This window comes from Parasulfuritortus cantonensis (genome assembly GCF_004337445.1).
In the GTDB taxonomy this organism is placed as follows: Bacteria; Pseudomonadota; Gammaproteobacteria; order Burkholderiales; family Thiobacillaceae; genus Parasulfuritortus; species Parasulfuritortus cantonensis.
In genome coordinates, this window is record NZ_SJZB01000042.1 from 70,777 (window position 1) to 94,196 (window position 23,420).

At 68.1% G+C, this 23,420-nt stretch carries 21 protein-coding genes; 7 read left to right on the forward strand and 14 right to left on the reverse strand.

Annotated elements, in window-relative coordinates; all coding sequences use genetic code 11:
- Positions 1 to 9 precede the first annotated feature (9 nt).
- Positions 10 to 1,464: an Asp-tRNA(Asn)/Glu-tRNA(Gln) amidotransferase subunit GatB gene (gene gatB, locus EZJ19_RS11115; RefSeq protein WP_131447572.1), complete on the forward strand. Its 1,455-nt coding sequence runs from the start codon at positions 10 to 12 to the stop codon at positions 1,462 to 1,464.
- A gap of 4 nt (positions 1,465 to 1,468) precedes the next feature.
- Here gatB and EZJ19_RS11120 read toward each other — a convergent pair whose 3' ends face one another.
- The 3 genes from EZJ19_RS11120 to EZJ19_RS11130 are packed head-to-tail and all read right to left on the reverse strand — an operon-like array spanning position 1,469 to position 3,725.
- On the reverse strand, positions 1,469 to 2,029 hold the full coding sequence (locus EZJ19_RS11120) for a DUF4124 domain-containing protein (protein WP_131447574.1): 561 nt from the start codon (positions 2,027 to 2,029) through the stop codon (positions 1,469 to 1,471).
- A complete protein-coding gene (gene pyrE, locus EZJ19_RS11125) occupies positions 1,972 to 2,613 on the reverse strand; it encodes an orotate phosphoribosyltransferase (RefSeq protein WP_131447576.1) in 642 nt (213 codons plus the stop codon). The genes EZJ19_RS11120 and pyrE overlap by 58 nt, the downstream gene beginning before the upstream one ends.
- Before the next feature lie 29 nt (positions 2,614 to 2,642).
- Positions 2,643 to 3,725, reverse strand: a complete 1,083-nt coding sequence (locus tag EZJ19_RS11130; protein ID WP_131447578.1) for a calcium:cation antiporter — start codon at positions 3,723 to 3,725, stop codon at positions 2,643 to 2,645.
- A gap of 51 nt (positions 3,726 to 3,776) precedes the next feature.
- Between EZJ19_RS11130 and EZJ19_RS11135 the strand changes: the two genes are divergently transcribed.
- Complete coding sequence (locus tag EZJ19_RS11135) at positions 3,777 to 4,559, forward strand: exodeoxyribonuclease III (protein WP_131447580.1); 783 nt, start codon at positions 3,777 to 3,779, stop codon at positions 4,557 to 4,559.
- Between the two features lie 36 nt (positions 4,560 to 4,595).
- Here EZJ19_RS11135 and EZJ19_RS11140 read toward each other — a convergent pair whose 3' ends face one another.
- Positions 4,596 to 5,429 (reverse strand): mechanosensitive ion channel family protein, encoded by an 834-nt coding sequence (locus EZJ19_RS11140; RefSeq protein WP_131447582.1) that lies wholly within the window; start codon positions 5,427 to 5,429, stop codon positions 4,596 to 4,598.
- Between the two features lie 154 nt (positions 5,430 to 5,583).
- Here EZJ19_RS11140 and EZJ19_RS11145 point away from each other — a divergent pair, with 154 nt between their 5' ends.
- The 4 genes from EZJ19_RS11145 (at position 5,584) to EZJ19_RS11160 (ending at position 13,388) form a co-directional block, all read left to right on the forward strand.
- Positions 5,584 to 8,355: a class I SAM-dependent DNA methyltransferase gene (locus tag EZJ19_RS11145; protein WP_131447584.1), complete on the forward strand. Its 2,772-nt coding sequence runs from the start codon at positions 5,584 to 5,586 to the stop codon at positions 8,353 to 8,355.
- Positions 8,356 to 8,447: 92 nt separating this feature from the next.
- Positions 8,448 to 9,899, forward strand: coding sequence for an ATP-binding protein (locus EZJ19_RS11150; protein ID WP_131447586.1), 1,452 nt, complete (start codon positions 8,448 to 8,450; stop codon positions 9,897 to 9,899).
- Positions 9,900 to 9,948: 49 nt separating this feature from the next.
- Positions 9,949 to 11,325, forward strand: a complete 1,377-nt coding sequence (locus EZJ19_RS11155) for an MFS transporter (protein WP_206199409.1) — start codon at positions 9,949 to 9,951, stop codon at positions 11,323 to 11,325.
- Positions 11,326 to 11,540: 215 nt separating this feature from the next.
- On the forward strand, positions 11,541 to 13,388 hold the full coding sequence (locus EZJ19_RS11160; RefSeq protein WP_131447588.1) for a PAS domain-containing protein: 1,848 nt from the start codon (positions 11,541 to 11,543) through the stop codon (positions 13,386 to 13,388).
- Positions 13,389 to 13,398: 10 nt separating this feature from the next.
- On the opposite strand, the gene EZJ19_RS11165 is transcribed toward EZJ19_RS11160, so the two are convergent.
- The 5 genes from EZJ19_RS11165 to EZJ19_RS11185 all read right to left on the reverse strand — a co-directional run bounded on the left by EZJ19_RS11165 (position 13,399) and on the right by EZJ19_RS11185 (position 18,800).
- Positions 13,399 to 13,893, reverse strand: a complete 495-nt coding sequence (locus tag EZJ19_RS11165; RefSeq protein ID WP_131447590.1) for a hypothetical protein — start codon at positions 13,891 to 13,893, stop codon at positions 13,399 to 13,401.
- Positions 13,894 to 13,967: 74 nt separating this feature from the next.
- Positions 13,968 to 14,552, reverse strand: coding sequence for a hypothetical protein (locus tag EZJ19_RS11170; protein WP_131447592.1), 585 nt, complete (start codon positions 14,550 to 14,552; stop codon positions 13,968 to 13,970).
- A gap of 12 nt (positions 14,553 to 14,564) precedes the next feature.
- Entirely contained in the window at positions 14,565 to 15,302 is a 738-nt protein-coding gene (locus EZJ19_RS11175) for a hypothetical protein (RefSeq protein WP_131447594.1), read from the reverse strand.
- Positions 15,303 to 15,766: 464 nt separating this feature from the next.
- Positions 15,767 to 17,968 carry a UvrD-helicase domain-containing protein gene (locus tag EZJ19_RS11180; protein ID WP_131447596.1) on the reverse strand — a complete coding sequence of 734 codons (2,202 nt, stop codon included), beginning with the start codon at positions 17,966 to 17,968 and terminating at the stop codon, positions 15,767 to 15,769.
- Between the two features lie 292 nt (positions 17,969 to 18,260).
- Positions 18,261 to 18,800: a hypothetical protein gene (locus EZJ19_RS11185; RefSeq protein ID WP_131447598.1), complete on the reverse strand. Its 540-nt coding sequence runs from the start codon at positions 18,798 to 18,800 to the stop codon at positions 18,261 to 18,263.
- A gap of 141 nt (positions 18,801 to 18,941) precedes the next feature.
- Here EZJ19_RS11185 and EZJ19_RS11190 point away from each other — a divergent pair, with 141 nt between their 5' ends.
- Positions 18,942 to 19,202, forward strand: a complete 261-nt coding sequence (locus EZJ19_RS11190; RefSeq protein WP_131447600.1) for a MoaD/ThiS family protein — start codon at positions 18,942 to 18,944, stop codon at positions 19,200 to 19,202.
- Here the strand turns inward: EZJ19_RS11190 and EZJ19_RS11195 are convergent.
- The 5 genes from EZJ19_RS11195 to EZJ19_RS11215 form a co-directional block, all read right to left on the reverse strand.
- Positions 19,192 to 19,944, reverse strand: a complete 753-nt coding sequence (locus EZJ19_RS11195; RefSeq protein WP_131447602.1) for a Mut7-C RNAse domain-containing protein — start codon at positions 19,942 to 19,944, stop codon at positions 19,192 to 19,194. The genes EZJ19_RS11190 and EZJ19_RS11195 overlap by 11 nt on opposite strands.
- A 157-nt stretch (positions 19,945 to 20,101) precedes the next feature.
- Positions 20,102 to 20,980: a tyrosine recombinase XerC gene (gene xerC / locus EZJ19_RS11200; protein WP_131447604.1), complete on the reverse strand. Its 879-nt coding sequence runs from the start codon at positions 20,978 to 20,980 to the stop codon at positions 20,102 to 20,104.
- Positions 20,981 to 20,983: 3 nt separating this feature from the next.
- Positions 20,984 to 21,616: a DUF484 family protein gene (locus EZJ19_RS11205; protein ID WP_131447606.1), complete on the reverse strand. Its 633-nt coding sequence runs from the start codon at positions 21,614 to 21,616 to the stop codon at positions 20,984 to 20,986.
- Positions 21,613 to 22,443, reverse strand: coding sequence for a diaminopimelate epimerase (gene dapF / locus EZJ19_RS11210; RefSeq protein WP_131447608.1), 831 nt, complete (start codon positions 22,441 to 22,443; stop codon positions 21,613 to 21,615). The genes EZJ19_RS11205 and dapF overlap by 4 nt, the downstream gene beginning before the upstream one ends.
- A gap of 56 nt (positions 22,444 to 22,499) precedes the next feature.
- Positions 22,500 to 23,420 (reverse strand): glycosyltransferase family 2 protein, encoded by a 921-nt coding sequence (locus EZJ19_RS11215; RefSeq protein ID WP_131447610.1) that lies wholly within the window; start codon positions 23,418 to 23,420, stop codon positions 22,500 to 22,502.

Below are 23,420 nucleotides of genomic sequence, written 5' to 3' on the forward strand. Positions count from 1 at the left end.
AACGCAGATATGCAATGGGAAACAGTCATCGGGCTTGAGGTACACACCCAGCTCACCACCCGGTCGAAGATATTCTCGGGCGCCAGCACCGCCTTCGGCGCCGAGCCGAACAGCCAGGCCTGCCAGGTCGACATCGCCCTGCCCGGCGTCCTGCCGGTGCTCAACAAGGGCGCGGTCGAGCGGGCCATCAAGTTCGGCCTGGCCATCGGCGCCAAGCTCAACCGGGTCAACGTCTTCGCCCGGAAAAACTACTTCTACCCCGACCTGCCCAAGGGCTACCAGATCAGCCAGTTCGAGCTGCCCATCGTCGAGGGCGGCAGCATCGACATCCAGGTCCCGTCCGAACAGGCAGGACAAGCCGAGACCAAGACCGTGCGCCTGACCCGCGCCCACCTGGAAGAGGACGCCGGCAAGTCGCTGCACGAGGACTTCCACGGCATGACCGGCATCGACCTCAACCGGGCCGGCACGCCGCTCCTGGAGATCGTCTCCGAGCCGGACATGCGCTCGGCCAAGGAGGCCGTGGCCTACGCCCGCGCCCTGCACACCCTGGTCACCTGGATCGGCACCTGCGACGGCAACATGCAGGAAGGCAGCTTCCGGGTCGACGCCAACGTCTCGGTGCGGCCCAAGGGCCAGCAGGAGTTCGGTACCCGGCGCGAGATCAAGAACCTCAACTCCTTCCGCTTCCTGGAGCAGGCCATCGACTACGAGGTGCGCTGGCAGATCGAGCAGATCGAGGACGGCCACAAGATCGTCCAGGCCACCGTGCTGTTCGACCCGGACACCGGCGAGACGCGCATGATGCGGACCAAGGAAGATGCCCACGACTACCGCTACTTCCCCGATCCGGACCTGCTGCCGGTGAAGCTGGAGGAGGACTGGATCGAGCAGGTCCGGGCCGCCATGCCGGAACTGCCGGCCGCCATGCGGGCGCGTTTCCAGCGCGACTACGGCCTGTCCGCCTACGACGCCGCCGGCCTCACCAGCCAACGCGAGCTGGCCGTGTTCTTCACCGACACCCTGGCGCTGGCCGGCGAGGCCAACGCCAAGCTGGTCGCCAACTGGCTGCAGGGCGAGCTCTCGGCCAGCCTGAACCGCGACGAGAAGGGCATCGGCGCGGCGCCCATCGGCCCCGCCCAACTGGCCGGGCTGGTGCGGCGCATCGCCGACGGCACCTTGTCCAACAAGCTGGCCAAGCAGGTGTTCGAGGTGATGTGGACGGAAGGCGGCGAGCCCGACGCCATCATCGAGGCCAAGGGCCTGAAGCAGATGTCCGACTCGGGCGCGATCGAGAAGATCATCGACGAGGTCCTGGCCGGCAACCCGAAGTCGGTGGAGGAGTTCCGCGCCGGCAAGGAAAAGGCCTTCAACGCCCTGGTCGGCCAGGTCATGAAGGCCACCAAGGGCAAGGCCAACCCGGCCCAGGTCAACGAGCTGCTCAAAACCAAGCTGGCCGGTTGAGCCGTCAACGGCCGGCGTTCAGCTCCTGGTAGCGCGCCCGGTCGGCGCTGAAGCGGGCGCGGATTCCGGCGATCGCGTCCTGGCGGGCCTGGATCATGGCGTCCAGGCGCGCACCCTCGGCCGCGCCGCCGGGCTGGGCGCGCAGGATGCGCAGGCTGTCCAGCGCCGCCGTTTCCTGGGCCAGGGCCCGGTTCTCGGCGACGTCGACGTCGCGCACGCTGGCATAGGTGGCGAGCAGGGCCGAGTCGTGCAACTGGCGTTCCCGTTCCGCGCGCGCCTCGGCTTCCCGGCGCGCCGCCTCGCGTTCGCGCCGGGCGCGTTCCTCGGCGTCGGTCGGCGCCCGCTCGACGCGTTTGACCACCCTGCCCTGGCTGCTCAGCTGTTCATAGGCCTGGCCGGCATACTGCGCCGGCATGCTGTCACCGTAGTGGACGACGCCCTTCTCGTCCCGCCAACGGTAGGTCTCGGCGTGCGCGGCCTGGGCCGCGAACGCCAGCGCGACCGGGATCAGGCCGCGCCGTACTGTGCCCGATAGCGGGCGATGGCTGCGCGCGTTTCCGCCCATTCCTGCTTCTCCTCCAGATAGGCCAGCAGATCGTCCAGATCGACGATGCTGACGACCGGCAGGCCGTGCTGCCGGCTGACTTCCTGCACTGCGGACAGCTCGCCCAGGCCGCGCTCCATGCGGTCCAGGGCGATGGCGACGCCGCAGGGCGTGGCGCCGGCGGCCTTGATCAACTGCACCGATTCGCGCACCGAGGTGCCGGCCGAGATGACGTCGTCGACGATCAGGATGCGTCCCTGCAGGGGGGCGCCGACGATGGTGCCGCCCTCGCCGTGGTCCTTGGCTTCCTTGCGGTTGTAGCTGTAGGGCACGTTGCGGCCCAGACCGGCCAGGGCCACCGCCACCGTGGCGGCGAGCGGGATGCCCTTGTAGGCGGGCCCGAACAGGCCGTCGAAGGCCAGCCCGGAGGCCTGGATGGCGCCGGCGTAGAACTCGCCCAGCTTCTTCAGCGATTCGCCGTCGTTGAACAGGCCGGCGTTGAAGAAGTACGGGCTCAGGCGCCCGGCCTTGGTCTTGAATTCGCCGAACAGCAGTACCTTGCGCTCGATGGCGAAGGTGAGGAAGTCTTCCTTGAACGGTTGCATGTGCGTTCCTGAGTAGTATTACGGATTCTCTATGCCACCCCGAGCAGCGTCAACGCCACGAAGGCGGCGAACAGGGCGAAGTGGCTGATGCCCTCGATGGCGTTGCTCTCGCCGTCGTGCAGGTTGTTCATGGCCGACAGCAGGGTGACCAGGAGCAGGGCCGCCTGGACCGGGGTCAGGGCCATGACGATGCGCTGGCCGGTGGCCAGGGCGATGGCCTCGACCACCGGCAGGGTGAGCAGCACGGTGGCGAGCGAGGCGCCCAGGGCGATGTTCACGGTGGTCTGCATGCGGTCGCGCCGGGCGGCCCGGAGCGCGGCCATCAGCTCCGGGCTGGCCGAGATCAGCGCCACCACCACGGCCGGCAGGCTCATCGGCAGGCCGCTGCCCTTCAGGCCGGCGCCGAGCAGCACCGAGAGCACCTCCGACAGCACGCCCACCCCGGCCACCGCGCCGATCAGCACGGCGGCGTGCAGCCAGTTCGGGCTGCCGCCCGCGTCGTGGGCCTCGGGCTCGACGTCGCCGTACTCGAAGAACTGCCGGTGCTCGATGGTCTGCAGGCGCAGGAAGGCGACGTAGAGCACCGCCATGGTGGCCACCGTGAAGGCCGAATAGGTGGGCCAGGCGGCATCCGGGACGAAGTCGGGCACGAACATGCCGATGCCGAGGGCGACCAGGAGCATGGCGATGTAGCTGTTGGCCGAGGCCAGGTTGTACTTCTGGGCCCCGTGCTGGAGGCCGCCCAGGATGGCGGCGATGCCCAGGATGCCGTTGATGTCGAGCATCACGGCGGAATAGACGGTGTCGCGCGCCAGGGTGGGCGAATGGCTGTCGAACAGCATCACGACCAGGATCACCACCTCGACCGAGACCGCCGACAGGGTCAGGATCAGGGTGCCGTAGGGCTCGCCCAGGCGCAGCGCGAGGACCTCGGCGTGGTGGGTGATGCGGAAGGCGATGCCGATGATGGCGGCCAGGAGGACGAAGAACAGGCCCCAGAGGAACAGGCCGCCGGCCGCCAGGGCGCCGTGTTCGAGGCCGAAGCCGGCGACGCCGGCGGCGCCGGCCGCGACCAGCGGCCACTCGGCGGCGAGTGCGTTACGGCCGCTCACGGCGTCCTCCCGACGTAGAATTCAAGGCCATCCATCCGATCCGATAAAACCGTGCGCATTGTATCCCTGAACCTAAACGGCATCCGCTCCGCCGCCAAGAAGGGCGTCTTCGACTGGCTGGCCAAGTCCGGCGCCGACCTGGTCTGCGTCCAGGAACTCAAGGCCCAGGCCGCCGACATGACGGCGGCGATGATCAACCCGGAGGGCTACTTCGGCTACTTCCACTACGCCGAGAAGAAGGGCTACAGCGGCGTCGGCATCTGGTCGCGCAAGCAGCCCGACGAGATCCTGGAAGGCCTGGGCATCGCCGAGATCGACGCCGAGGGCCGCTACGTCGAGCTGCGTTTCGGCAACCTCTCGGTGGTCTCGGTCTACCTGCCCTCGGGCTCCTCCGGCGAGCACCGCCAGGCCGCCAAGTTCGCCTTCATGGCCCGCTTCTATCCGCACCTGGAGACCCTGGCGGCCTCCGGGCGCGAGGTCGTCATCTGCGGCGACTGGAACATCGCCCACACCGAGAAGGACCTGAAAAACTGGAAGGGCAACCAGAAGAACTCCGGCTTCCTGCCCGAGGAGCGGGCATGGATCGGCGACGTGTTCGGCAAGATCGGCTGGGTCGACGTCTACCGCCGCCTGTACCCCGGGCACGAGGGCGAGGCCTACACCTGGTGGTCGAACCGCGGCCAGGCCTGGGCCAAGAACGTCGGCTGGCGCATCGACTACCAGGTCGCCACCCCGGGCGTCGCCGCCGGCGCGCGCGCGGCCAGCGTGTACAAGGACGCGCGCTTTTCCGACCACGCCCCCCTGATCGTCGACTACGAGGCGCCCTTCGCCTGAACCGGCCGGCCCCGGCAATGCCCGTGCCGGCGCGGCCTAGCCGGCGTCGCCCCGGCCGAGCAGGTGCACCTCGCGCTGCGGGAACGGGATGGCGATGCCGCGCGCGCGGAAGGCCTCCAGGATGGCCTTGTTGAGGCTGCCGGCGGCGCCCGGGAAGTCGTCGACGGGCACCCAGGGCTTGACCGAGATGTTGACCGACGAATCGGCCAGCTCGGCCACCTGGACCAGGGGCGCCGGCTCGCGCAGGACCATGGCCTGGTTGGCCAGGATGTCGTGCACCACCGCCAGGGCCTGGTCGAGGTCGCTGTCGTAGGCGACGCCGACGCTGACGTTCGCCTGCCGGACCTGGCCGTAGTTGTGCAGGATCTCGCCGGCGATCTTGCGGTTCGGGATGACCACCCGGGAACGGTCGGCGTGGCTGAGCACGGTGTTGAACAGGCTGATCACCTCGACCTGGCCCTCCTCGCCGGCGATCGAGATGAACTCGCCGACCCGGAACGGGCGCGTGAAGATGATGGTCAGGCCGGCCGCCAGGTTGGACAGCACGCCCTGCATGGCCAGGGCCGCGCCGGCGCCGGCGACGCCCAGGCCGGCGACCAGCGGCAGCAGTTCGACGCCCAGGTTCTGCAGCGCCATGATCACGAACAGGAGCAGCACCAGCAGGCGGGCCACGCGGACCAGCAGGGTGCGCACGGTGATGTCCAGTTCCAGCCGGGTCAGCACCCCGGCGGTGACGCGCGCCACCCAGAGGGCGACGAAGTAGCCGACCAGCATGACCACGCAGGCGACCAGCAGCTTGGGACCGAACTTGATGGCCAGGTCGATGGCGGTGGACTGGGCCTGTTCGAGCGCGGCCAGCTGGTTGTTCATGGTGGATTCCCTCGGTGGTTTCGCTGAACGGCTATTCTATGCGCCGGAACGGCAAAGGGCGGAGATTCGCGGCCCGCGGCCAGGCGCCGGCGCGGTTCATGGATTACGATTGCACCTCGTCGGCATGACAGAACAGAGATAAAGGGAACCCAGCTTGCCGCTCTCCTGGAACGAAATCCGCGCCCGCGCCCTGGCCTTCGCCAAGGAATGGGCCGACGAGACCTCCGAGGACGCCGAGGCCAAGAGCTTCTGGGATGGCTTCTTCGCCATCTACGGACTCAGCCGGCGCCGGGTCGCCTCCTTCGAGGAGCCGGTGCGGAAGTCCGACGGCAAGGGCGGCTTCATCGACCTGCTCTGGAAGGGCGTCCTCCTGGTCGAGCACAAGTCGCGCGGCAAGGACCTCGACCGCGCCTACCAGCAGGCCATCGACTACTTCCCCGGCCTCAAGGAGCGCGATCTGCCGCGCTACGTCCTGGTTTCCGATTTCGCCCGCTTCCGCCTGTACGACCTCGACCAGGGCCAGCAGCACGAATTCCTCCTGGGCGACCTGCCCAGGCACATCCGCCTGTTCGGCTTCATCGCCGGCTACCAGACCCGCAGCTTCGGCCAGGAAGACCCGGTCAACGCCAAGGCCGCCGAGCACCTGGGCCGCCTGCACGACCAGCTCAAGGCGGCCGGCTACGACGGCCACGCCTTGGAGGTCCTGCTGGTGCGCGTCCTGTTCTGCCTGTTCGCCGAAGACACCGCCATCTTCGAGCGGCGCCAGTTCCAGGACTACGTCGAGCAGCGCACCGCCGAGGACGGCAGCGACCTGGGCATGCACCTGGCCCAGTTCTTCCAGGTCCTCGACACCCCGCTCGAGAAGCGCCCCAAGACCCTGGACGAACAGCTCGCCGCCTTTCCCTACGTCAACGGCCGGCTGTTCGCCGAGGCGCTGGCCATCGCCGCCTGCGACGGCGCCATGCGCGAGACCTTGCTCGACTGCTGCGCCGTGGACTGGAGCCGCATCTCGCCGGCCGTGTTCGGCTCGCTGTTCCAGAGCATCATGGACCGGCAGGCCCGGCGCGCCATCGGCGCCCACTACACCAGCGAGACCAACATCCTGCGCCTGATCCGGCCCCTGTTCCTGGATGCGCTGCGGGCCGAGTTCGACAAAGCGAAGGGCAACAAGAACCGCCTGTTCGAATTCCTCAAGAAGCTGGCCGGCCTGCGTTTCCTGGACCCCGCCTGCGGCTGCGGCAACTTCCTGGTCATCGCCTACCGCGAGCTGCGCCTCCTCGAACTGGACGTGCTGCGCCACGTGCGCGGCCAAGATTCACTGTCCGGGGGCCAGATGCACCTGGACATCTTCCAGCTCGTCCAGATCAACGTCGACCAGTTCTACGGCATCGAGATCGAGGAATGGCCGGCGCGCATCGCCGAGGTGGCCCTTTGGCTGACCGACCACCAGATGAACCTGAGGGTGTCGGAAGAGTTCGGCGCCTACTACGTCCGCCTGCCGCTCCGGCAGGCGCCCCACATCGTGCACGGCAACGCCCTGGCCCTGGACTGGAACGACGTGGTACCGGCGGAGCGGCTGGCCTATCTGCTGGGGAATCCGCCCTTCGTCGGCAAGCATTACCAGAGCCGCGCCCAGAAGGCCGAGCTGCTGGCCGTGTTCGACGGCCTGCGCGGGGCCTCCGACCTGGACTACGTCGCCTGCTGGTACCGCAAGGCGGCGGAATACATGGCGGCCAACCCGGCCATCGGCGCCGCCTTCGTCTCCACCAACTCCATCACCCAGGGCGAGCAGGTCGGCATCCTGTGGCCCGACCTGTACCGGCTCGGCGTGAAGATCCATTTCGCCCACCGCACCTTCCAGTGGCAGAGCGAGGCGCGCGGCAAGGCGGCGGTGCATTGCGTGATCGTCGGCTTCGGGCTCAACGAGGCGGCCGAGAAATGGCTGTTCGACTATGAAACGCTGCGCTCGGAGCCTCATGCGATCAGGGCGGCCAACATCAACCCCTATCTCGCCGACGCCCCGGACGTCATCGCCGTGAAGCGGCAGCGGCCGCTGGCTGCCGTGCCGGTCATGCGCTGCGGCAACAAGCCGAGCGACGGCGGCCACCTCCTGCTCACGGCCGAGGAAAAGGACAGCCTGCTCAGTGATGAACCCGGCGCGGCGCCTTGGCTGCGGCGCTTCGTCGGCTCCGAAGAGTTCATCAACGGCATCGAGCGCTGGTGCCTGTGGCTGGACGGCATCCCGCCCGACACCCTGCGCAAGCTGCCGGGCGTCTTGGCGCGGGTCGAGGCGGTGCGCGATTTCCGGGCGCAGAGCAGCGCCGAGCCGACCCGGCGCATGGCCGACAATCCGACCCGGTTCTTCTTCGTCTCGCAGCCGGCCGAGGACTACATCCTGGTCCCGGAGGTGTCGTCGGAACGCCGCCGTTATGTGCCGGTTGGGTTGATGGCGGCGGAGGTGATCTCCAGCAACAAGAACTACCTGATCGCGGAAAAGAACCTGTATCTGCTGGGTGTCCTGCAGTCGGCCATGCACATGACTTGGATGTCTACTGTGGGTGGCCGATTGAAGAGTGATTTCCAGTATTCGGCGACCTTGGTTTACAACACCTTCCCCTGGCCCGATCCCTCCGACAAGCCGCGCGCCGCCGTCGAGGCCGCCGCCCAGGCCGTGCTGGACGCCCGCGCGGCCTTCCCCGGCGCGACCCTGGCCGACCTCTACGACCCCCTGACCATGCCGCCCGACCTGCTCAAGGCGCACCAGCGCCTGGACCGCGCCGTGGACGCCGCCTACGGCGCCAAGGCGTTCAAGAGCGAGGCCGAACGGGTGGCCTTCCTGTTCCAGCGCTACCAGGCGCTGACCTCGCTGCTGCCGGCCGCCAAGGCGCCGAAACGTCGCCGCAGGTCACCGGCGGCGACGGAATAACCGACTGTTTATCAAGAAAAAACGGCCTGTTGTGCAACTAAGCAAAAATTATTATGCTTAGTTTGACGTAATAAACGGCTTTCATCCCGCTTATGGCAAAACCCTTCGAAATCCCCCTGGTCGACGTGCAGAAGCGGTTGGCCCTCGACAATCCCTGGTGGGTGGCGGGCGGGACCATCGACAGCGAGCGCCGGGACTGGCCCCGGCGGGCGTATTTCGCCTCCTTCATGGAGCTGGTCCGTACCGTCGAGGTGGCGCGCGCCGTGGTGCTGATCGGTCCGCGCCGGGTCGGCAAGACGGTGATGCTGGCACAGGCGGTCCAGGCCCTGCTGGACGACGGCGTGCCCGGTACCGCCATTTTGTATCTCTCGCTCGATACGCCGCTGTACTCCGGGCGGTCGCTGGAGGGCCTGGTCAGGACATTCATGGAACTGCACCGGCATGGTTCCGACCGGCGTCTTTGGGTGTTCTTCGACGAGATCCAGTACCTGAAGGACTGGGAGGTGCATCTCAAGTCGCTGGTGGATACCTTCCGCAGCGTCCGCTTCGTCGCCAGCGGTTCGGCGGCGGCGGCGTTGCGCATGAAGAGCCGGGAGTCGGGCGCCGGCCGTTTCACCGACTTCATGCTGCCGCCGCTGACCTTCGCCGAGTACCTGGCCTTCGCCGGCCGCGAGGACGCCCTGATCGTCGAGGAGCCGGCCGAGGCGGGCCGGGCGCCGGCCTACCGGGCGACCAGCATCGAGGCGCTGAACGCCGAGTTCGTGAACTACCTGAATTACGGCGGTTTCCCGGAGGCGGTGATGAACCCGGCCGTGCGCGCCAACCCGGCCCGGTTCCTGCGCCAGGACATCGTCGACAAGGTCCTGCTCAAGGATTTGCCGAGCCTGTACGGCATCGGCGACACCCAGGAATTGAACCGCTTCTTCAACGTCCTGGCCTACAACACCAGCGACGAGCTGAGCCCCGAGGGGCTGGCCAAGGACACCGGCATCGGCAAGCAGAAGCTGCTCGACTACCTGGAATACCTGGAGGCGGCCTTCCTGATCAAGCGGGTGCACCGGGTCGACGAGTCCGCCCGGCGCATGCAGCGGGCGCGCACCTTCAAGGTCTACCTGACCAATCCGTCGATCCGGGCGGCGCTGTTCGGCTACGTGGGCGCCGGCGAGCCGGCCATGGGCGCGCTCGCGGAAACGGCGGTGTGGAGCCAGTGGCTGCACAGCACCAGCATGATCCAGTCGCTCCATTACGCGCGCTGGCGCCAGGGCCGGTCGGACCTGGAGGTGGACCTGGTGTCGCTGGACATCCGGACGCAGAAGCCGCGCTTCGCGGTGGAGATCAAGTGGTCCGACGCGGCCTACTCGAATTGGGGCGAACTGCGCGGCATCCGCGAGTTCGCGGCCCGGCACGAGTTGAGCCGGCGCCCGCTGGTGACCACGCTGACGCAGGCCGGACAGGGCCGCGACGGGACGACGGAGATCGAGTTCATGCCGACCAGCCTGCATTGCTATACGATTGCCCGCAATCTGTTGCGGGTGGCCGTCTGACGCCGGACGACGGAACCGGCGCGCAACCCTGTAACCCGGAGCCACCCGCATGCCGCAATCCCTCGGCCAGTTCCATCGCCTGTTCGCCATCCTCGTTCTCGGCTTCGCCTCCGGCCTGCCCCTGGCGCTGACCGGGCAGGCCATGCAGGCCTGGCTGGCGGTGGACGGGGTGGACATCGCCACCATCGGCTTCCTCGGCCTGGTGGGCGTGCCCTACACCTTCAAGTTCCTCTGGGCGCCGCTCATGGACCGCTTCGAGCCGCCCCTGCTGGGCCGCCGGCGCGGCTGGCTGGTGGTCACCCAGCTGGCCCTGGCCGGCGCCCTGGTCTGGCTGGCGGGCATCTCGCCCAAGGACAGTGCCGGCCCGTTCGCCCTCGCCGCCCTGGTCATCGCCTTCCTGTCCGCGTCCCAGGACGTCGTCATTGACGCCTACCGGACCGACGTGCTGCCGGCGCGCGAGCGCGGCCTGGGCGGTTCCCTGTCGGTGTTCGGCTACCGCCTGGCGATGATCCTGTCGGGCGGCATCGCCCTGATCTGGGCCGAGCAGTGGCAGAGCTGGCCGCGCGTCTACCTGACCATGGCGGGCATCATGGTGGCGGCCGCGGCCTTCTCGCTGGTCGCCCTGCCTTCGGTCTCGGGCGGCTCGAAGCCGCTGGAATCGGAGCCCAGGAAGGAGCTGGCGGGCTTCGCGGCCATGCTGGCCGGCTTCGTGGTCGGCTGGTTCGCCGCCCATTTCCTGCTCGTCCTGCTCGGCCTGGACCCGGACAGCACCGACAAGTGGGTGCGCCTGGCCTTCATCCTGGCCGGCGTGGCGGGTGCCCTGCCCCTGGGCGGCTGGGCGGCCCGCACGGTGGGCTTCGAGACCCTGAACCGTTCCCTCGCCAGCTTCATCGAGCAGCCGGGGGCCTGGGCCTTCCTGCTCCTGATCGTCCTGTACAAGTTGTCCGACGCCTTCGCCGGCAGCCTGACCACCGCCTTCCTGATCAAGGGCATGGCCTTCAGCCAGGCCGAGGTGGGCATCGTCAACAAGGTGATCGGCATCTGGCTGACCATCTTCGGCGCCCTCCTGGCCGGCGGCCTCATGCTGCGCCTGAACCTGTACCGCTCGCTGCTGCTGTTCGGCTTCCTGCAGATGGTGGCCAACTTCGGCTTCGCCTACCTGGCCATGGCCGGCAAGGGGCCTGGGGCGGCTTCGTCCTGGCGCCGTTCGACTGGGGCTTCGTGGCGACCCGCGAGCCGGCCTCGATCGACAACCTGCTGGTCGCCGCCATCGCCGCCGAGAACATCACCAGCGGCATGGGCACGGCCGCCTTCGTGGCCCTGCTCATGGGCCTGTGCAGCCACCGCTACACCGCCACCCACTACGCGCTGCTCTCGGCCCTGGCGGCGGTCGGGCGCATCTACGTCAGCCCGCTCGCCGGGGTGATGGCCGAGAGCATCGGCTGGCCCACCTTCTTCTTCATCGCCGTCCTGCTCGGCCTGCCCGGCCTGTACATGGTCCGGCGCCTGCGCACGGCGATCGTCGGCCTGGAGATCCGCTGACCCTGGGCTATTCCCGAGTGCGCGGCCCGGGTATTGCTTGCCATCAGGGTGGCCGGATGGCGGACCATCCGGAATGACTACGCGGAAAGGAGCCTTTCCATGTTTGATTTCCAGCACCCCGCGCCCGGCCAGGGCGGGTTTCCGAAGGGCCTGTTCCTCGCCCTGTTCGCCCCCGTGGCGCTGCTGATCGTCGGCGGCTCCTGGTATCTGGGCCGGGAACGGGTCGAGGAGGAGATGGCCCTGATCCGGGCCGCCGAGATCGGCAACGTGGTCATGGCGGTGCGCCGCCTGGATGACGAGTTGCGCACGCCGCTGCGCCAACTGCGCACCCTGGCGGACGCCGACGCACTCAAACGGGGCGTCGCCGGGCCGGACCCGAGCGGCATCCAGGCGGCCTTCGCCGACCTGATCGTCTACGAGGACCACTACGACAAGGTGCGCTGGATCGACGGCGACGGCATGGAGCGGGTGCGCGTCAACAACGTCGCCGGCCGGCCGGTGGCCCAGCTCGGCGCCCAGCTGCAGAACCTCGGCGACGCCTACTACGTCAAGGAAACCCGGGGCCTCAAGCCGGGCGAGGTGTACGTCTCGCCGATGGACCTCAACGTCGAATACGGCCGGGTCGAGAAGCCGTACAAGCCGACGTTGCGCCTGATCACCCCGGTGGTCGGGACGGACGGCCGCAGCCACGGCGTGCTGGTCCTCGACGTCGCCGCCCAGGGCCTGCTCGACGCCTTCACCAGCAGCCTGACCGACGCGCGCGACCACGCGATGCTGCTCAACAGCGCCGGCTACTGGCTGAAGAGCCCGGATTCCGAGGGCGAATGGGCCTTCATGTTCGGCCGCGACGACACCCTGGCCAAGCGCAGCCCGGCGGCCTGGCAGGCGCTGTCGGCGATGCCGTCCGGCCAGGTCGAGCTGGACGACGGCATGTGGACCTGGAGCACGGTCTATCCGCTCAAGGTCGACGACGGCCATGCCGCCAGCCACATCCCGGTCTGGCTGGTCGCCGCCCACCTGCCGAGCGAACAGCTGGTGCCCTTGCAGCACGCCGCCTGGCGCACGGTCGGCTTCTACATGGCCGCCCTGCTGATCATCTACGCCGCGGTCGCCGCCGGCCTCGCCCAGGCGGTGGTCGGCCGCGCCCGGGCCATGGGGGCCGCCGCCCAGGCCCAGGCCGAAGCCGAGGCGGCGCGGCGCCTGAGCCAGGCGCGCGAGCGCTTCCGTCTCATGGTCGAGGGCAACACCAACGGTCTCCTGGTGGCGGACCGCACCGGCCGCATCGTCCTCGCCAACTCGGCCCTGGCCCGGATGTTCGGCTACCGTAGCGAAGACCTGCTCGAGCAGCCGCTCGACTGCCTGCTGCCGGAGTCGGTGCCTGGCGACCACGGCCGCATGTTCGCCGCCTACATGGCCAACCCGACCGCCCGGCCGATGGGCCAGGGCCGCGAACTGAAGGGTCGGCGCGCGGACGGCAGCGAGTTCCCGATCGAGATCAGCCTGAGCCCGTTCGACGAGAACGGCGAACCCTTCGTCGACGCCTTCGTCGCCGACATCTCGGACCGCAAGCGCGTCGAGCAGCGCCACCGGCGCGTCGAGGCCCGCCTCCAGCTGATGATGCAGACCAGCCCGGTCGGCCTCATGGTGGTCGACGACCAAGGCGCCATCGAGATGGCCAACCCGAGCCTGGAGCGGATGTTCGGCTATGGCCGCGGCGAACTGTTCAACCAGCCGCTCACGCGCCTGATCCCCAAGGCCAACGCGGCGCAATGGCGCCAGGATCACATGGACGCCTCGCCGGCCCGCGCGCCGGGCCCGCGCCTGGAGCTGGAGGGGGTGCGCAAGGACGGTCAAGGGTTCGCCATCCTGGTCGGCCTGGCGGCCTTCGAAGAGGACGGCCGGACCTACGTCCAGGCGACGGTGACGGAGGCTGTCCGCGCGGCTTAGGTCGGGCAGTTCAAGGGCAGCGGCCGCCGTTCAGGGCATTGTCGGGGGAGCAGGGCAGGATCGTCTCGAGTTCGAGCAGACGGCTGGCTGTCTGGCCGATGCAGCGCCGCTCGCTTTCCCGGCCGGCTGGCAGGCTGGCCCGAAGTCCCGCCTCGCGCGCCTTGCCCTCGTGATAATCGAACAGGGTGTAATCGATGCCTTGGGCATGGAATTCGATTTCGACCCGTTCGGTCTGGTATCGCTGGTAATGCGCGTACTGGAAGCTGCGCATACCTGCGGCCATGTCATCGGGGTAGCGCAATTCGAGGCGGCCGCCCACGCCCTTGCGGAATTGCAGCTTGCCGAGCGGCCTGCCGCACAGACTCAGCCAGTTGTCGCCATCCGTCAGGCAGCTGAAATAGGTCGTTTCAGTAACCGCGCACAGCCCGCTGGGCGGTGGCGCATCCGCCCAGGCCGTGTTGGCCAGGACGAGAAGGTGGGCAATCGGGTGCCGAATGCGCCTCATGGTTTACCCTTGCCGCCACGGTTTCGACACGGTTGCATTCCTACCCCGGAATGGCGGTCGAGCCGCATGGACAATCAGCGATCGGAGCCTTTGCGCCAGCGTCTGTTGATTAGGCGCAGTTTGCGCCACCACGATAATTCAGGCCGGGGCAGCCCCTGTATCGTCTCCCGGATAGTCACCATCTCGGCGAAGCGGGAGTCTGCACAAATGGCATCGAATGTCCCCGACATGTCGTTTTCTGTGTAGAACGAAATGGTAAAGGAGTCGGAATAGGGCGATGGGCCACCGCAAAAAGCCCAAAATTCAGTCTCTTCGTAACAGGTCAATTTCCCATTATTTTTGAATAATATGCGTCGAGCCGGTAGGCGATCTGGCTCGGCTATTCTGAATAAACTCTCCTTGTAGGAATCAAAAGAATCATACGTGTTGTTTTCGTCCGCATCTATTTGAATGCCGTCAAAATCAAGATTTCGAATGATTATCGAAAGCAGGCCGATGTAGGACTCTGATTGAAAAACAATCGACCCGCAATCCGGGATTGCCGTCTCGAAAACAAGCGCGAAACGAAATCTTAAATTGTTTCGGTAGACAATCGCTGGAACAGGTGTCGCAGGATGAAATCCATGTACTATGGTAATGATTCCTTGGCGAGTTTCCATGCGAATCCTTGTTTATTCAGACAATATCAGCCATTCTTCTTTTTCCAGCGGTTTGAAAATCCAGTCATACACTGTCTGCGATACTTCCGAACCGGCGAACCAACCCACGACGCCGCAGCCGATGCCGCCTATTGCACTGCCCAGAAATGCGCCTGCAGGCACCGTAACGAGTTCTTCGGGGACGGCCGCTTGTGGCCCCAACTGACCTGCGACAGTCATTATTCCGGCACCGATACGAGCCCCCGAAGCGGCACAATATCTCCCAGCGGAGATCGCGGCAGTCCAACCGCCAACCTGGCGCGCGACTTCTCGTGCTTTGTTTTCCGCATGGTAAACCTCATAAAGGCTCAAGGCGCCGCCGGCGACGAATAGTGCTCTTCCGCTCCAGCGGAATAGGGTCAGTGCTCGTCCGGTGGCAATCGCTCCAGGGGTTACTGCATGATCGGCTGCTTTCAAGCCGTCGATGTGTGCAAAGCCGCTGGTCCGATTGTAATGCCATACAGGGCGTCCTCCGGTGCTCTCAAGACCATGGTAATCAAGTCGAAACACCTTTCTGGGGTTGGAGGCCTTGTAGATAAACAATTTGCTGGTGCTGCCGCTGTCGGGAACCCACATGCCGGGTTGGGGTGTGCCCGTAAAATAGAAATCTTCACCACTGAGACGAAGCGCGGTTTTTCCTTGTAGACTTATTTCCCAACCAGCCCATCCCGCACCGACACCATTGATTAGGATTTCACTTGAGCTGTTCACCTCGTTCTGAATGGGCCTGGGTCTGGGCAAGTCAATCTCACTGACTCCTGCTGGGCCAGGCATGCGGGATGCTGCCATTTTCCCTCCATTTATAATGTGTTCGCGACTTGCCGGAATTCCAGGATGAACGCCCGTAGCGGCATATCGGTACCGGGGTTGGCGAGAAACTGATTTCACCGGCTTTGGCAATTACACCAGGGAAGCAAAGTGCCCGAAGGCAGCCACTCCATTCGATGATGATAACGCAGCCGAAGTTGAGTGTGCATGCGTGCGGCGCCAATTCCCCGTGTCGTTGCCAAGAGCAAATTAGTCGAGCATTGCTTTCCGGTATCGGAGGCCCTGGGTTTCGCCTTGGCGATCTGCTTCAAAAAGCTCGCCGGGCCGCATGATCGGGCGACCGGCTTGGGATGGGTCGCGGGCCTCTCGGTTCCAAGCGGTACCGGGAAAGGGGTGCCGGGCCAGGCTCAGCAGGGCGTCAGCTTGACGTAGTCGAGAATGAACCATTTGTCGCCGACCTTGGGAAAGGCGACCCGGATCTCGGCCTCGGCGCCCTGGCCCTGGTAGCCGGACACCACGCCCTCGCCGTAGCGCGGGTGGCTGACCCGGGCGCCGATCTTGTGGGGCAGTTCACGCGAGGGCTGAGACGGCGCTTTCCCGCCACCCCAGTCGGCCGTTGACCGTGGCGGCGGTGGCGTGGGCCGGCGATGGAGATTGAGGGAGTGCACCAGCGCGGTCGGGATTTCCTCCAGGAAGCGCGAGGCCAGGCCGTAGCGCGGCTGGCCGTGCAGCAGGCGCTGCTGGGCATGGCTGAGGAACAGGCGCCGGCGCGCGCGGGTGAGGGCGACGTACATCAGGCGCCGCTCCTCCTCCAGGCCGTCCGGCTCGGTCAACGCGTTCTCGTGCGGGAACAGGCCCTCCTCCAGGCCGGTGATGAACACCGTGTGGAACTCGAGGCCCTTGGCCGCGTGCACGGTCATCAACTGCACCGCGTCGGCGGCGGCGCCGGCCTCGTGTTCGCCGGCCTCGAGCGCGGCATGGGCCAGGAAGGCGATCAATTGCGCCTGTGCCGGGTCGTCTGCGGTCGCGGCCGATGCCGTGGTGCCGGGAGCCGCGGCGGCGAGGCCCTGGTCGTCCGCGTCGGCGGCGAAGGCCAGGGCGGCGTTGGTCAGTTCGTTCAGGTTCTCGATCCGGCCTTCGCCTTCCTTCTCGGTCTTGTAGTGCTCGATCAGGCTGGAGCGGGCGAGGACGATCTCCACCGTTTCGGCTAGGCCGAGGCCCCGGGCCTCGGCGCGCATGCCCTCGACCAGGGCGACGAAGCCGGCCAGGCCCTTGTTCTTGCCGCCGCCGGCGCAGGCCGCCTGCCACAGGCTCATGCCGCCCTGGCGGGCGGCTGCGTCGAGCCCCTCCAGGGTGCGGGCGCCGACGCCGCGGGCCGGGAAATTGACCACGCGCAGGAAGGCGTTGTCGTCCTCCGGGTTGGCGATCAGGCGCAGGTAGGCCAGGGCGTGCTTGATCTCGGCGCGCTCGAAGAAGCGCTGGCCGCCGTACACCCGGTAGGGCAGCCCGGCGGTGAACAGGGCGTGCTCGATGGCGCGCGACTGGGCGTTGGCGCGGTACAGCACGGCGACGTCGGCGTAGGCGAGGCCCTCGCGGTACAGCTCCCGGATCGCCTCGACCACGAAGCCGGCCTCCTCGCGGTCGTCCATGGCCTGGTAGTGGCGGATCGGTTCGCCGACGCCGGCGTCGGTCCAGAGGTCCTTGCCCAGGCGGTTGGCGTTCTGGGCGATGACCGCGTTGGCGGCGTCCAGGATGGTCGCGTGCGAGCGGTAGTTCTGGGTCAGCTTGATCGGCTCGGCGATCCCCATGTCGCGCATGAAGGTGGCCATGTTGCCGACGTCGGCGCCCCGGAAGGCGTAGATGGACTGGTCGTCGTCGCCCACCGCGAACAGGGCGGCCTCGGGCCCGGCCAGGAGCTTCAGCCAGGCGTACTGCAGCTTGCTGGTGTCCTGGAACTCGTCCACCAGGATGTGCCGGAAGCGGGTCTGATAGTGCTCGCGCAGCAGGGCGTTGCGCTCCAGCAGTTCGTAGGCGCGCAGCAGCAGCTCGGCGAAATCGACCACGCCTTCGCGGTTGCACTGGGCGTCGTACTCGGCGAAGAACTCGACCAGGCGGCGGGTGTAGGGGTCCCAGGCCTCGACCCGGCCAGCGCGCAGGCCGGCCTCCTTGTTCATGTTGATGAAGGCCTGCACCTTGCGCGGCTCGTACTTGTCGGTGTCGACGTTGAGGGCCTTCAGGAGCCGCTTGATGGCGGCCAGCTGGTCGGCCGAGTCGAGGATCTGGAACAGCTGGGGTAGGCCGGCGTCCTGGTGGTGGGCGCGCAGGAGGCGGTTGCAGAGGCCGTGGAAGGTGCCCACCCACATGCCGCGGGTGTTGATCGGCAGCATGGCGGACAGGCGCGACAGCATCTCCTTGGCCGCCTTGTTGGTGAAGGTGACGGCCAGGATGCCCATGGGCGAGACCCGGGCGGTCTGGACCAGCCAGGCGATGCGGGTGGTGAGGACGCGGGTCTTGCCCGAGCCGGCGCCGGCCAGGACCAGGGCGGAACCCTCGGCGGTGACGGCGGCGAGCTGGTCGGGATTGAGGCCCTCTAACAGGTCGGCGGGCATGGGTGGTTAGGTGGCAACGGTCGCCGGATTATAGCCGCTGGCCCGCGCCGGCCGGCCGGCGCATCGGGTTGGGGCCGCGTGCACCGTGCCGGTGCGCGCCCTCTGGGGTACGGGGGCTGGCCGTCCCGACCCGGGCCTTGCCGCTGGCTGGCACATGCCTTGCTTGGTTATGGTCGCGTACGTGAGTTCGCCTCAGAGACTTCAGCTTCAGGCGCTTTCCGGCAACGGAAAGCGCTTTTTTTGTCGGCGCCGGACCGGGCGCCAGCCGAATCGCCCCGCCGCGGTGTGCGGCTCACCTGGACGTCGGCGCGCGGGGATAAATGTCCGCCAGCCTCTTTTGCTCGGGGGTGTACTGCGGGTAGAGGATGCCGCGCTCGGTGATGATCAGCACGGGCCAGGCAACTCCGTCGATATAGCGCAGTTCCGCAGAGAATTCGCCCGGCTCGGGTTTCCAGTTGTCCGGGCGGAACGAGAACGCCCAGTCGACGCCCGCGCGGTCGGTCACGCCGGCGCCGTAGACGTAATCCGAATCGTCGTCCTCCACCACGATGTACACCGTGCCGTCGACGCTGACGAAATGGTCGAGCGCCCGGCGGGCATTCTCCTGGTTGGGCTTGGCACGCTGAAAGGCCTGCAGGAAGCCGAGGCCGGCGGCGAGCAGGATAGCCGCCGCGAGCAGGAAGCTCCAATCCTTGAGCGCGTAGCCGATCGCCAGGACGCCCACCACGGCAAGCGCCGTCATGGCCAGGCAACCGAGCTTGAAATGCCGGGTCGCGGCCTGCCCGCCCCACTTGCGGAGAAAGTCGAGTTGTTCAGAGATCGGATCGTTCATCGCCGCCCCAGGGCTTCCCGCACGAATTGGCGGCCACAGTGTACATGCGCGAGGTTACCAAGCCGTTGGGGATCCGATCGGCATCTGCCCGGCCGCCGGAGCCGGTAGAATCCGGCCACAGCAACGAATCCGGAATCCGCGATGAATCCAGTCACCCTACTCTACTTCGGCGACCTGATGGCCCAGCTCGGCATCGGCCGGGAGACCCTGCGCCTGCCGTCCAGCGTGAAGGACGTCGGCGCCCTCATGAAGGTGCTCGCCATGCGCGGCGGCGACTGGCAGGCCGCCTTCGGCCAGCCCCGCGCCACCCTGCACATCACCATCAACAAGCGGGATGCCGACGCCGCCAGCGCGATCGCGGCCGGCGACGAGATCGCCTTCATCGAGTCGGTCAGCCTATAGACCCCGGCCCCAGCAGCGCCTCCAGCCGGCGCCGCATCGCGCGCCAGTGGCTGCCCTCCCAGTAGACCCGGCCGCAGGCGTCGCAGACGCTGAAGCGTTCCTGCCCGGCACGCACCCGTTCCGGCAGGCGCGCCAGCACCTCGGCCTTGGCGACGGGGCGCAGGGCCGCGTTGCAGCGCAGGCACAAGCTGAACGGCCGGGCGCTGCGCGCCAGGTCCAGGCGGCCGAGCAGTTCGCGCAATTGCGCCTCGGGCTCGGTGGCGTGCACGTAGCAGCCGTGGCTCACGGCGCGCCGCTTCAGGAGCTCGCGGTCGCGACTGAGCACGATGCGGCCGTCGCGGCCGGCGATGGCGACGACCTCGTCGTCCCGGTAGCGGTTGTCGTACAAGGTGTCGAAGCCGGCCATGCGCAACAGCCGGGCGAGGCCGCCCAAGTGGGCGTCGGCGACGAAGCGGCTGACCCGCAGCGGGCGGTCGCGCACGCGCAGCAGCGGCGTGACGTCGAAGGCCTCGAAGCGGGGATAGACCGAGACCCGGTCGCCCTCCGCCAGCCGGTGCTCGAAGCCGACCGACTCGCCGTTGACCAGGATCAGCTCGACTTCGGTATGCGGCACCCCCAGGGACTCGATCGTGTGCTTGACGCTGGCGTCCTCGGCGCACGCCGTGGTGAATTCCCGGTAGCGGCGCGGCGCGGGCAGGAAATCGTTGAGTTCCTCGTAGAAGCGGAAGCCGGCGGCGACCATGGCCGGGCGGGTTACTTCTTCTTGGCGCGCGGATGGGCCTGGTCGTATACCTTGGCCAGGTGCTGACAACAAGCCGCAGGCTTGTTGCGGCGCAGGCTAATGCCGGCGTAGCCGGCGTTAAGCCGCGTCAGCGGCGGCCGGAGGCAAAATCCAGGGCTCATTTCTTCTTGGCGCGCGGATGGGCCTGGTCATATACCTTGGCCAGGTGCTGGAAATCCAGGTGCGTGTAGACCTGGGTGGTCGACAGGCTGGCGTGGCCGAGCATCTCCTGGACCGCGCGCAGGTCGCCGGACGACTGCAGCACGTGCGAGGCGAAGGAGTGGCGCAGGGCGTGCGGGTGGACGTGCTGGTCGATGCCCTGGCGCCGCGCCAGGGCATTCAGGCGCGCCTGCACGACGCGCGGCGAGATGCGGGCGCCGCGCGCTCCGACGAACAGGGCGGTGGCGTCCTTGGCCACCGCGCCGCGCACCGCCAGCCAGTCGGCCAGGGCGGCCAGGGCGCGGCTGCCGACCGGGACGATGCGTTCCTTGCTGCCCTTGCCGAGCACCCGGACCTCGCCGCTGGCACGGTCGACGCTGGTCAGGTCGAGGCCGACCAGTTCCGCCAGGCGCAGGCCGGAGGAATACATGAGTTCGAACATGGCGCGGTCCTGGCTGGCCAGGGGCGTGTCGGGCACGCCGTCGAGCAGCTTGGCCAGGGTATCCGGCGCCAGGGTGTGCGGCAGGCGCTTGGGGCCCTTGGGTGGCCGGATGCCGGTGCAGGGATTGGCCTCGACCAGGCCCTCGCGCGCCAGGTGGCGGTAGAAGGCGCGCCAGCCGGACAGGATGCGGGCCAGGCTGCCGGCCGACTGGCCGCGCGCGTGCAGGCTGGCGAGGGCACGCCGGATGTCGTGCGGGGCCAGGGTTTCGAGCGCCGTGGCCCCGGCCAGCTCGGCCAGGTGGCGAAGGTCGTCGCCGTAGGCCTCGACCGTGCGCGGGCTGTAACGGCGGCCGCGCAGGTAGTCGAGGAAGCGGGCGACGACGGCCGGCTCGGCCATGGCTCAGGCGAAGCGTGCGATCGCCGCCGAGGCCAGTTCGCCCAGCCAGTTGAGGTACAGGGTGCCCATCTCCGGGTAGAAGCGCGCGGCGTCTTCCGAGGCCATGACCAGCAGGCCCTCGACGTTGCGGTCGCGCAGCGGCGTCAGGGCGAACGAGCGCAGATGGCCGCCCGCCTCCCCGAACCAGGCACGGATTTCCTCGGGCGCGTCGCCGCCGCATTGCGGCTGGCCGAGCCCGCCGGCGAGCTCGCGTACCGGTGTGCCGACCGGGGCGAATTCGGGCAGGTCGCCGGCGCCGCTCCAGATGCGCAACGCGACGTGCGGGATGGCGAACTGGTCGCCCAGGCTCAGGTAGAGCGATTCCAGCACCGCCGCCAGCGACTGCGCGCGCATCAGGCCGAGCGACAGGTGGTGCATCTTTTCGCCGATGGAATCGTTTTCCTCGGCGAACTGGATGAACTCCTTGAGCTTGTTCTCCAGGTTGCGGGCGCGGTCGCGCAGCAGCATGACCTGGCGTTCGCCGATCGAGATGGCCTGGCCGCTGTAGGGATGGGGGACGTTGATCTGGGCCAGCAGCTCGGGGTTGTCGCGCAGGTACTGGACGATCTGTTCCTGGGTGGGGGTGTCCGTGCTCATGGGATGTCTATCTCGCCTTGGAAAACGGTGACCGCCGGGCCGGTCATGAATACGGAATGGCCCTCGCCATCCCAGCGTATGGTAAGCCGGCCACCCCGGGTCTGCACCTCGACCTCGCGCTCGAGCAGGCCGCGCTGCATGCCCGCGACCGCGGCCGCACAGGCGCCGGTGCCGCAGGCCAGGGTCTCGCCGCTGCCGCGCTCGAACACCCGCAGCTTGATGGCGCGCCGGTGCACCAGCTGCATGAAGCCGACGTTGACCCGCTCGGGGAAGCGCACATGGTGCTCGATCAGCGGGCCCCATTCGGCCACCGGCGCGGTGTCGACGTTGCAGGTTTCCAGGACGGCGTGCGGGTTGCCCATGGACAGGGCCGAGAGCTCCACCGGCTGGCCGATGTCGAGCACGTAGGTGACGGCGCGGGCGTCGGCGACGAAGGGGATGTCGGCCGGCTCGAAGCGTGGCGGCCCCATGTCGACGGTGACCTGGCCATCCGCCTCCAGGCGCGGCACGATCACCCCGGAGGCGGTCTCGACCCGGATCTCGCGCTTGCTGGTCAGGCCCTTGTCGTGCACGAAGCGGACGAAGCAGCGGGCGCCGTTGCCGCACTGCTGCACCTCGCCGCCGTCGGCGTTGAAGATGCGGTAGCGGAAGTCGACATCCGGCCGGCCGGCCTTTTCCACCAGCAGGATCTGGTCGCAGCCGACCCCGAAGTGGCGGTCCGCCAGGTAGCGGAGCTGCGCCGGCGTCAGCTCGACGGCCTGGCCGACCCCGTCGAGTACGACGAAGTCGTTGCCGAGGCCGTGCATCTTGGTGAAGCGTAGTCTCATGATGGGCGAGGATAACCGAATTGCCGGCTCGGCCGAAATCGCTGCGCCGGCAGGCTTTACCGCGCTGCCCTGCCGCCCCAGGAACGCAGGAGCAGCCACCAGGTACGCGCTTGCCACGGTCGTTTGCGGAGGGCCTGCACGGCGCAGCGGCGCGCCGTCTCGTGCCGGCCCAGGTGGCGGGCGTTCTCCGCCGCGGCATGCCAGCGCCGGGCCAGGGCGGCCCGGCCCGACAGCCCGATATGGACGCCGGCCGGCGCCTCGCGCCAGGTCAGCTGGGCGGCCTCGGCCCACCAGATCAGGTAGTCCGGATGCCGCTGGTACAGGTGGCTGCCGTCGTGGCTGGCGAGGCGGCGCCGGGGACGCCGGAACACCACCGGTGCGCCGGGCTGGTGCAGCCAGGGGCCGAGCCGGGCGATGCGCCCGAACAGGACGAGGTCGTGGCCGGTCGGGATATCCACCGGGTAGTTGCCGGCGGCGGTGACCGCGGCCGTGCGGAACAGCGTGCACGAGCCGATACCGGCGCCGTGCAGGAGCAGCCATTGCCAGGGATTGGCCGGCAGCCCGGCCAGGCAGTCGTGCTTGCGCCAGTCGTCGTGGGGCCGGTAACGCTCGCGGTCGGTGCTGGCGGCCACCGCATCGGGATGGGCGGCCAGCGCCGCCTCGGTACGGGCCAGGAAATCGGCCGGCCAGAGGTCGTCGGAATCCAGGAAGGCCACCGCGTCCATGCCCGCGCCCAGCTCGGCCAGGCCGGCATTGCGCGCCGCCGAGGCGCCTTGGTTGGCGGTCCGGATCAGGCGTGCCGGCAGGGCCGGGTTGGCGGCCATCCAGGCCTCGACCCGTTCCGGCGTGTCATCGGTGGAACCGTCGTCGACCACGGCGACGGCATCGGGCAGACGGTCTTGGGCGGCGACGGCATCGAGGGTCAGGACGACTAGTTCGGGCCGGTTGTAGACCGGGATGACGACCAGGATGCGCAT

Coding starts and splice junctions, on each gene's coding strand:
- gatB (WP_131447572.1), top strand. CDS start 10: ATGCAATGGGAAACAGTCATCGGGCTTGAGGTACACACCCAGCTCACC.
- EZJ19_RS11120 (WP_131447574.1), bottom strand. CDS start 2,029: ATGGGCGGAAACGCGCGCAGCCATCGCCCGCTATCGGGCACAGTACGG.
- pyrE (WP_131447576.1), bottom strand. CDS start 2,613: ATGCAACCGTTCAAGGAAGACTTCCTCACCTTCGCCATCGAGCGCAAG.
- EZJ19_RS11140 (WP_131447582.1), bottom strand. CDS start 5,429: ATGAACAACCAGCTGGCCGCGCTCGAACAGGCCCAGTCCACCGCCATC.
- EZJ19_RS11150 (WP_131447586.1), top strand. CDS start 8,448: ATGGCAAAACCCTTCGAAATCCCCCTGGTCGACGTGCAGAAGCGGTTG.
- EZJ19_RS11155 (WP_206199409.1), top strand. CDS start 9,949: ATGCCGCAATCCCTCGGCCAGTTCCATCGCCTGTTCGCCATCCTCGTT.
- EZJ19_RS11160 (WP_131447588.1), top strand. CDS start 11,541: ATGTTTGATTTCCAGCACCCCGCGCCCGGCCAGGGCGGGTTTCCGAAG.
- EZJ19_RS11165 (WP_131447590.1), bottom strand. CDS start 13,893: ATGAGGCGCATTCGGCACCCGATTGCCCACCTTCTCGTCCTGGCCAAC.
- EZJ19_RS11170 (WP_131447592.1), bottom strand. CDS start 14,552: ATGGAAACTCGCCAAGGAATCATTACCATAGTACATGGATTTCATCCT.
- EZJ19_RS11180 (WP_131447596.1), bottom strand. CDS start 17,968: ATGCCCGCCGACCTGTTAGAGGGCCTCAATCCCGACCAGCTCGCCGCC.
- EZJ19_RS11185 (WP_131447598.1), bottom strand. CDS start 18,800: ATGAACGATCCGATCTCTGAACAACTCGACTTTCTCCGCAAGTGGGGC.
- EZJ19_RS11190 (WP_131447600.1), top strand. CDS start 18,942: ATGAATCCAGTCACCCTACTCTACTTCGGCGACCTGATGGCCCAGCTC.
- EZJ19_RS11195 (WP_131447602.1), bottom strand. CDS start 19,944: ATGGTCGCCGCCGGCTTCCGCTTCTACGAGGAACTCAACGATTTCCTG.
- xerC (WP_131447604.1), bottom strand. CDS start 20,980: ATGGCCGAGCCGGCCGTCGTCGCCCGCTTCCTCGACTACCTGCGCGGC.
- EZJ19_RS11205 (WP_131447606.1), bottom strand. CDS start 21,616: ATGAGCACGGACACCCCCACCCAGGAACAGATCGTCCAGTACCTGCGC.
- dapF (WP_131447608.1), bottom strand. CDS start 22,443: ATGAGACTACGCTTCACCAAGATGCACGGCCTCGGCAACGACTTCGTC.
- EZJ19_RS11215 (WP_131447610.1), bottom strand. CDS start 23,420: ATGCGCATCCTGGTCGTCATCCCGGTCTACAACCGGCCCGAACTAGTC.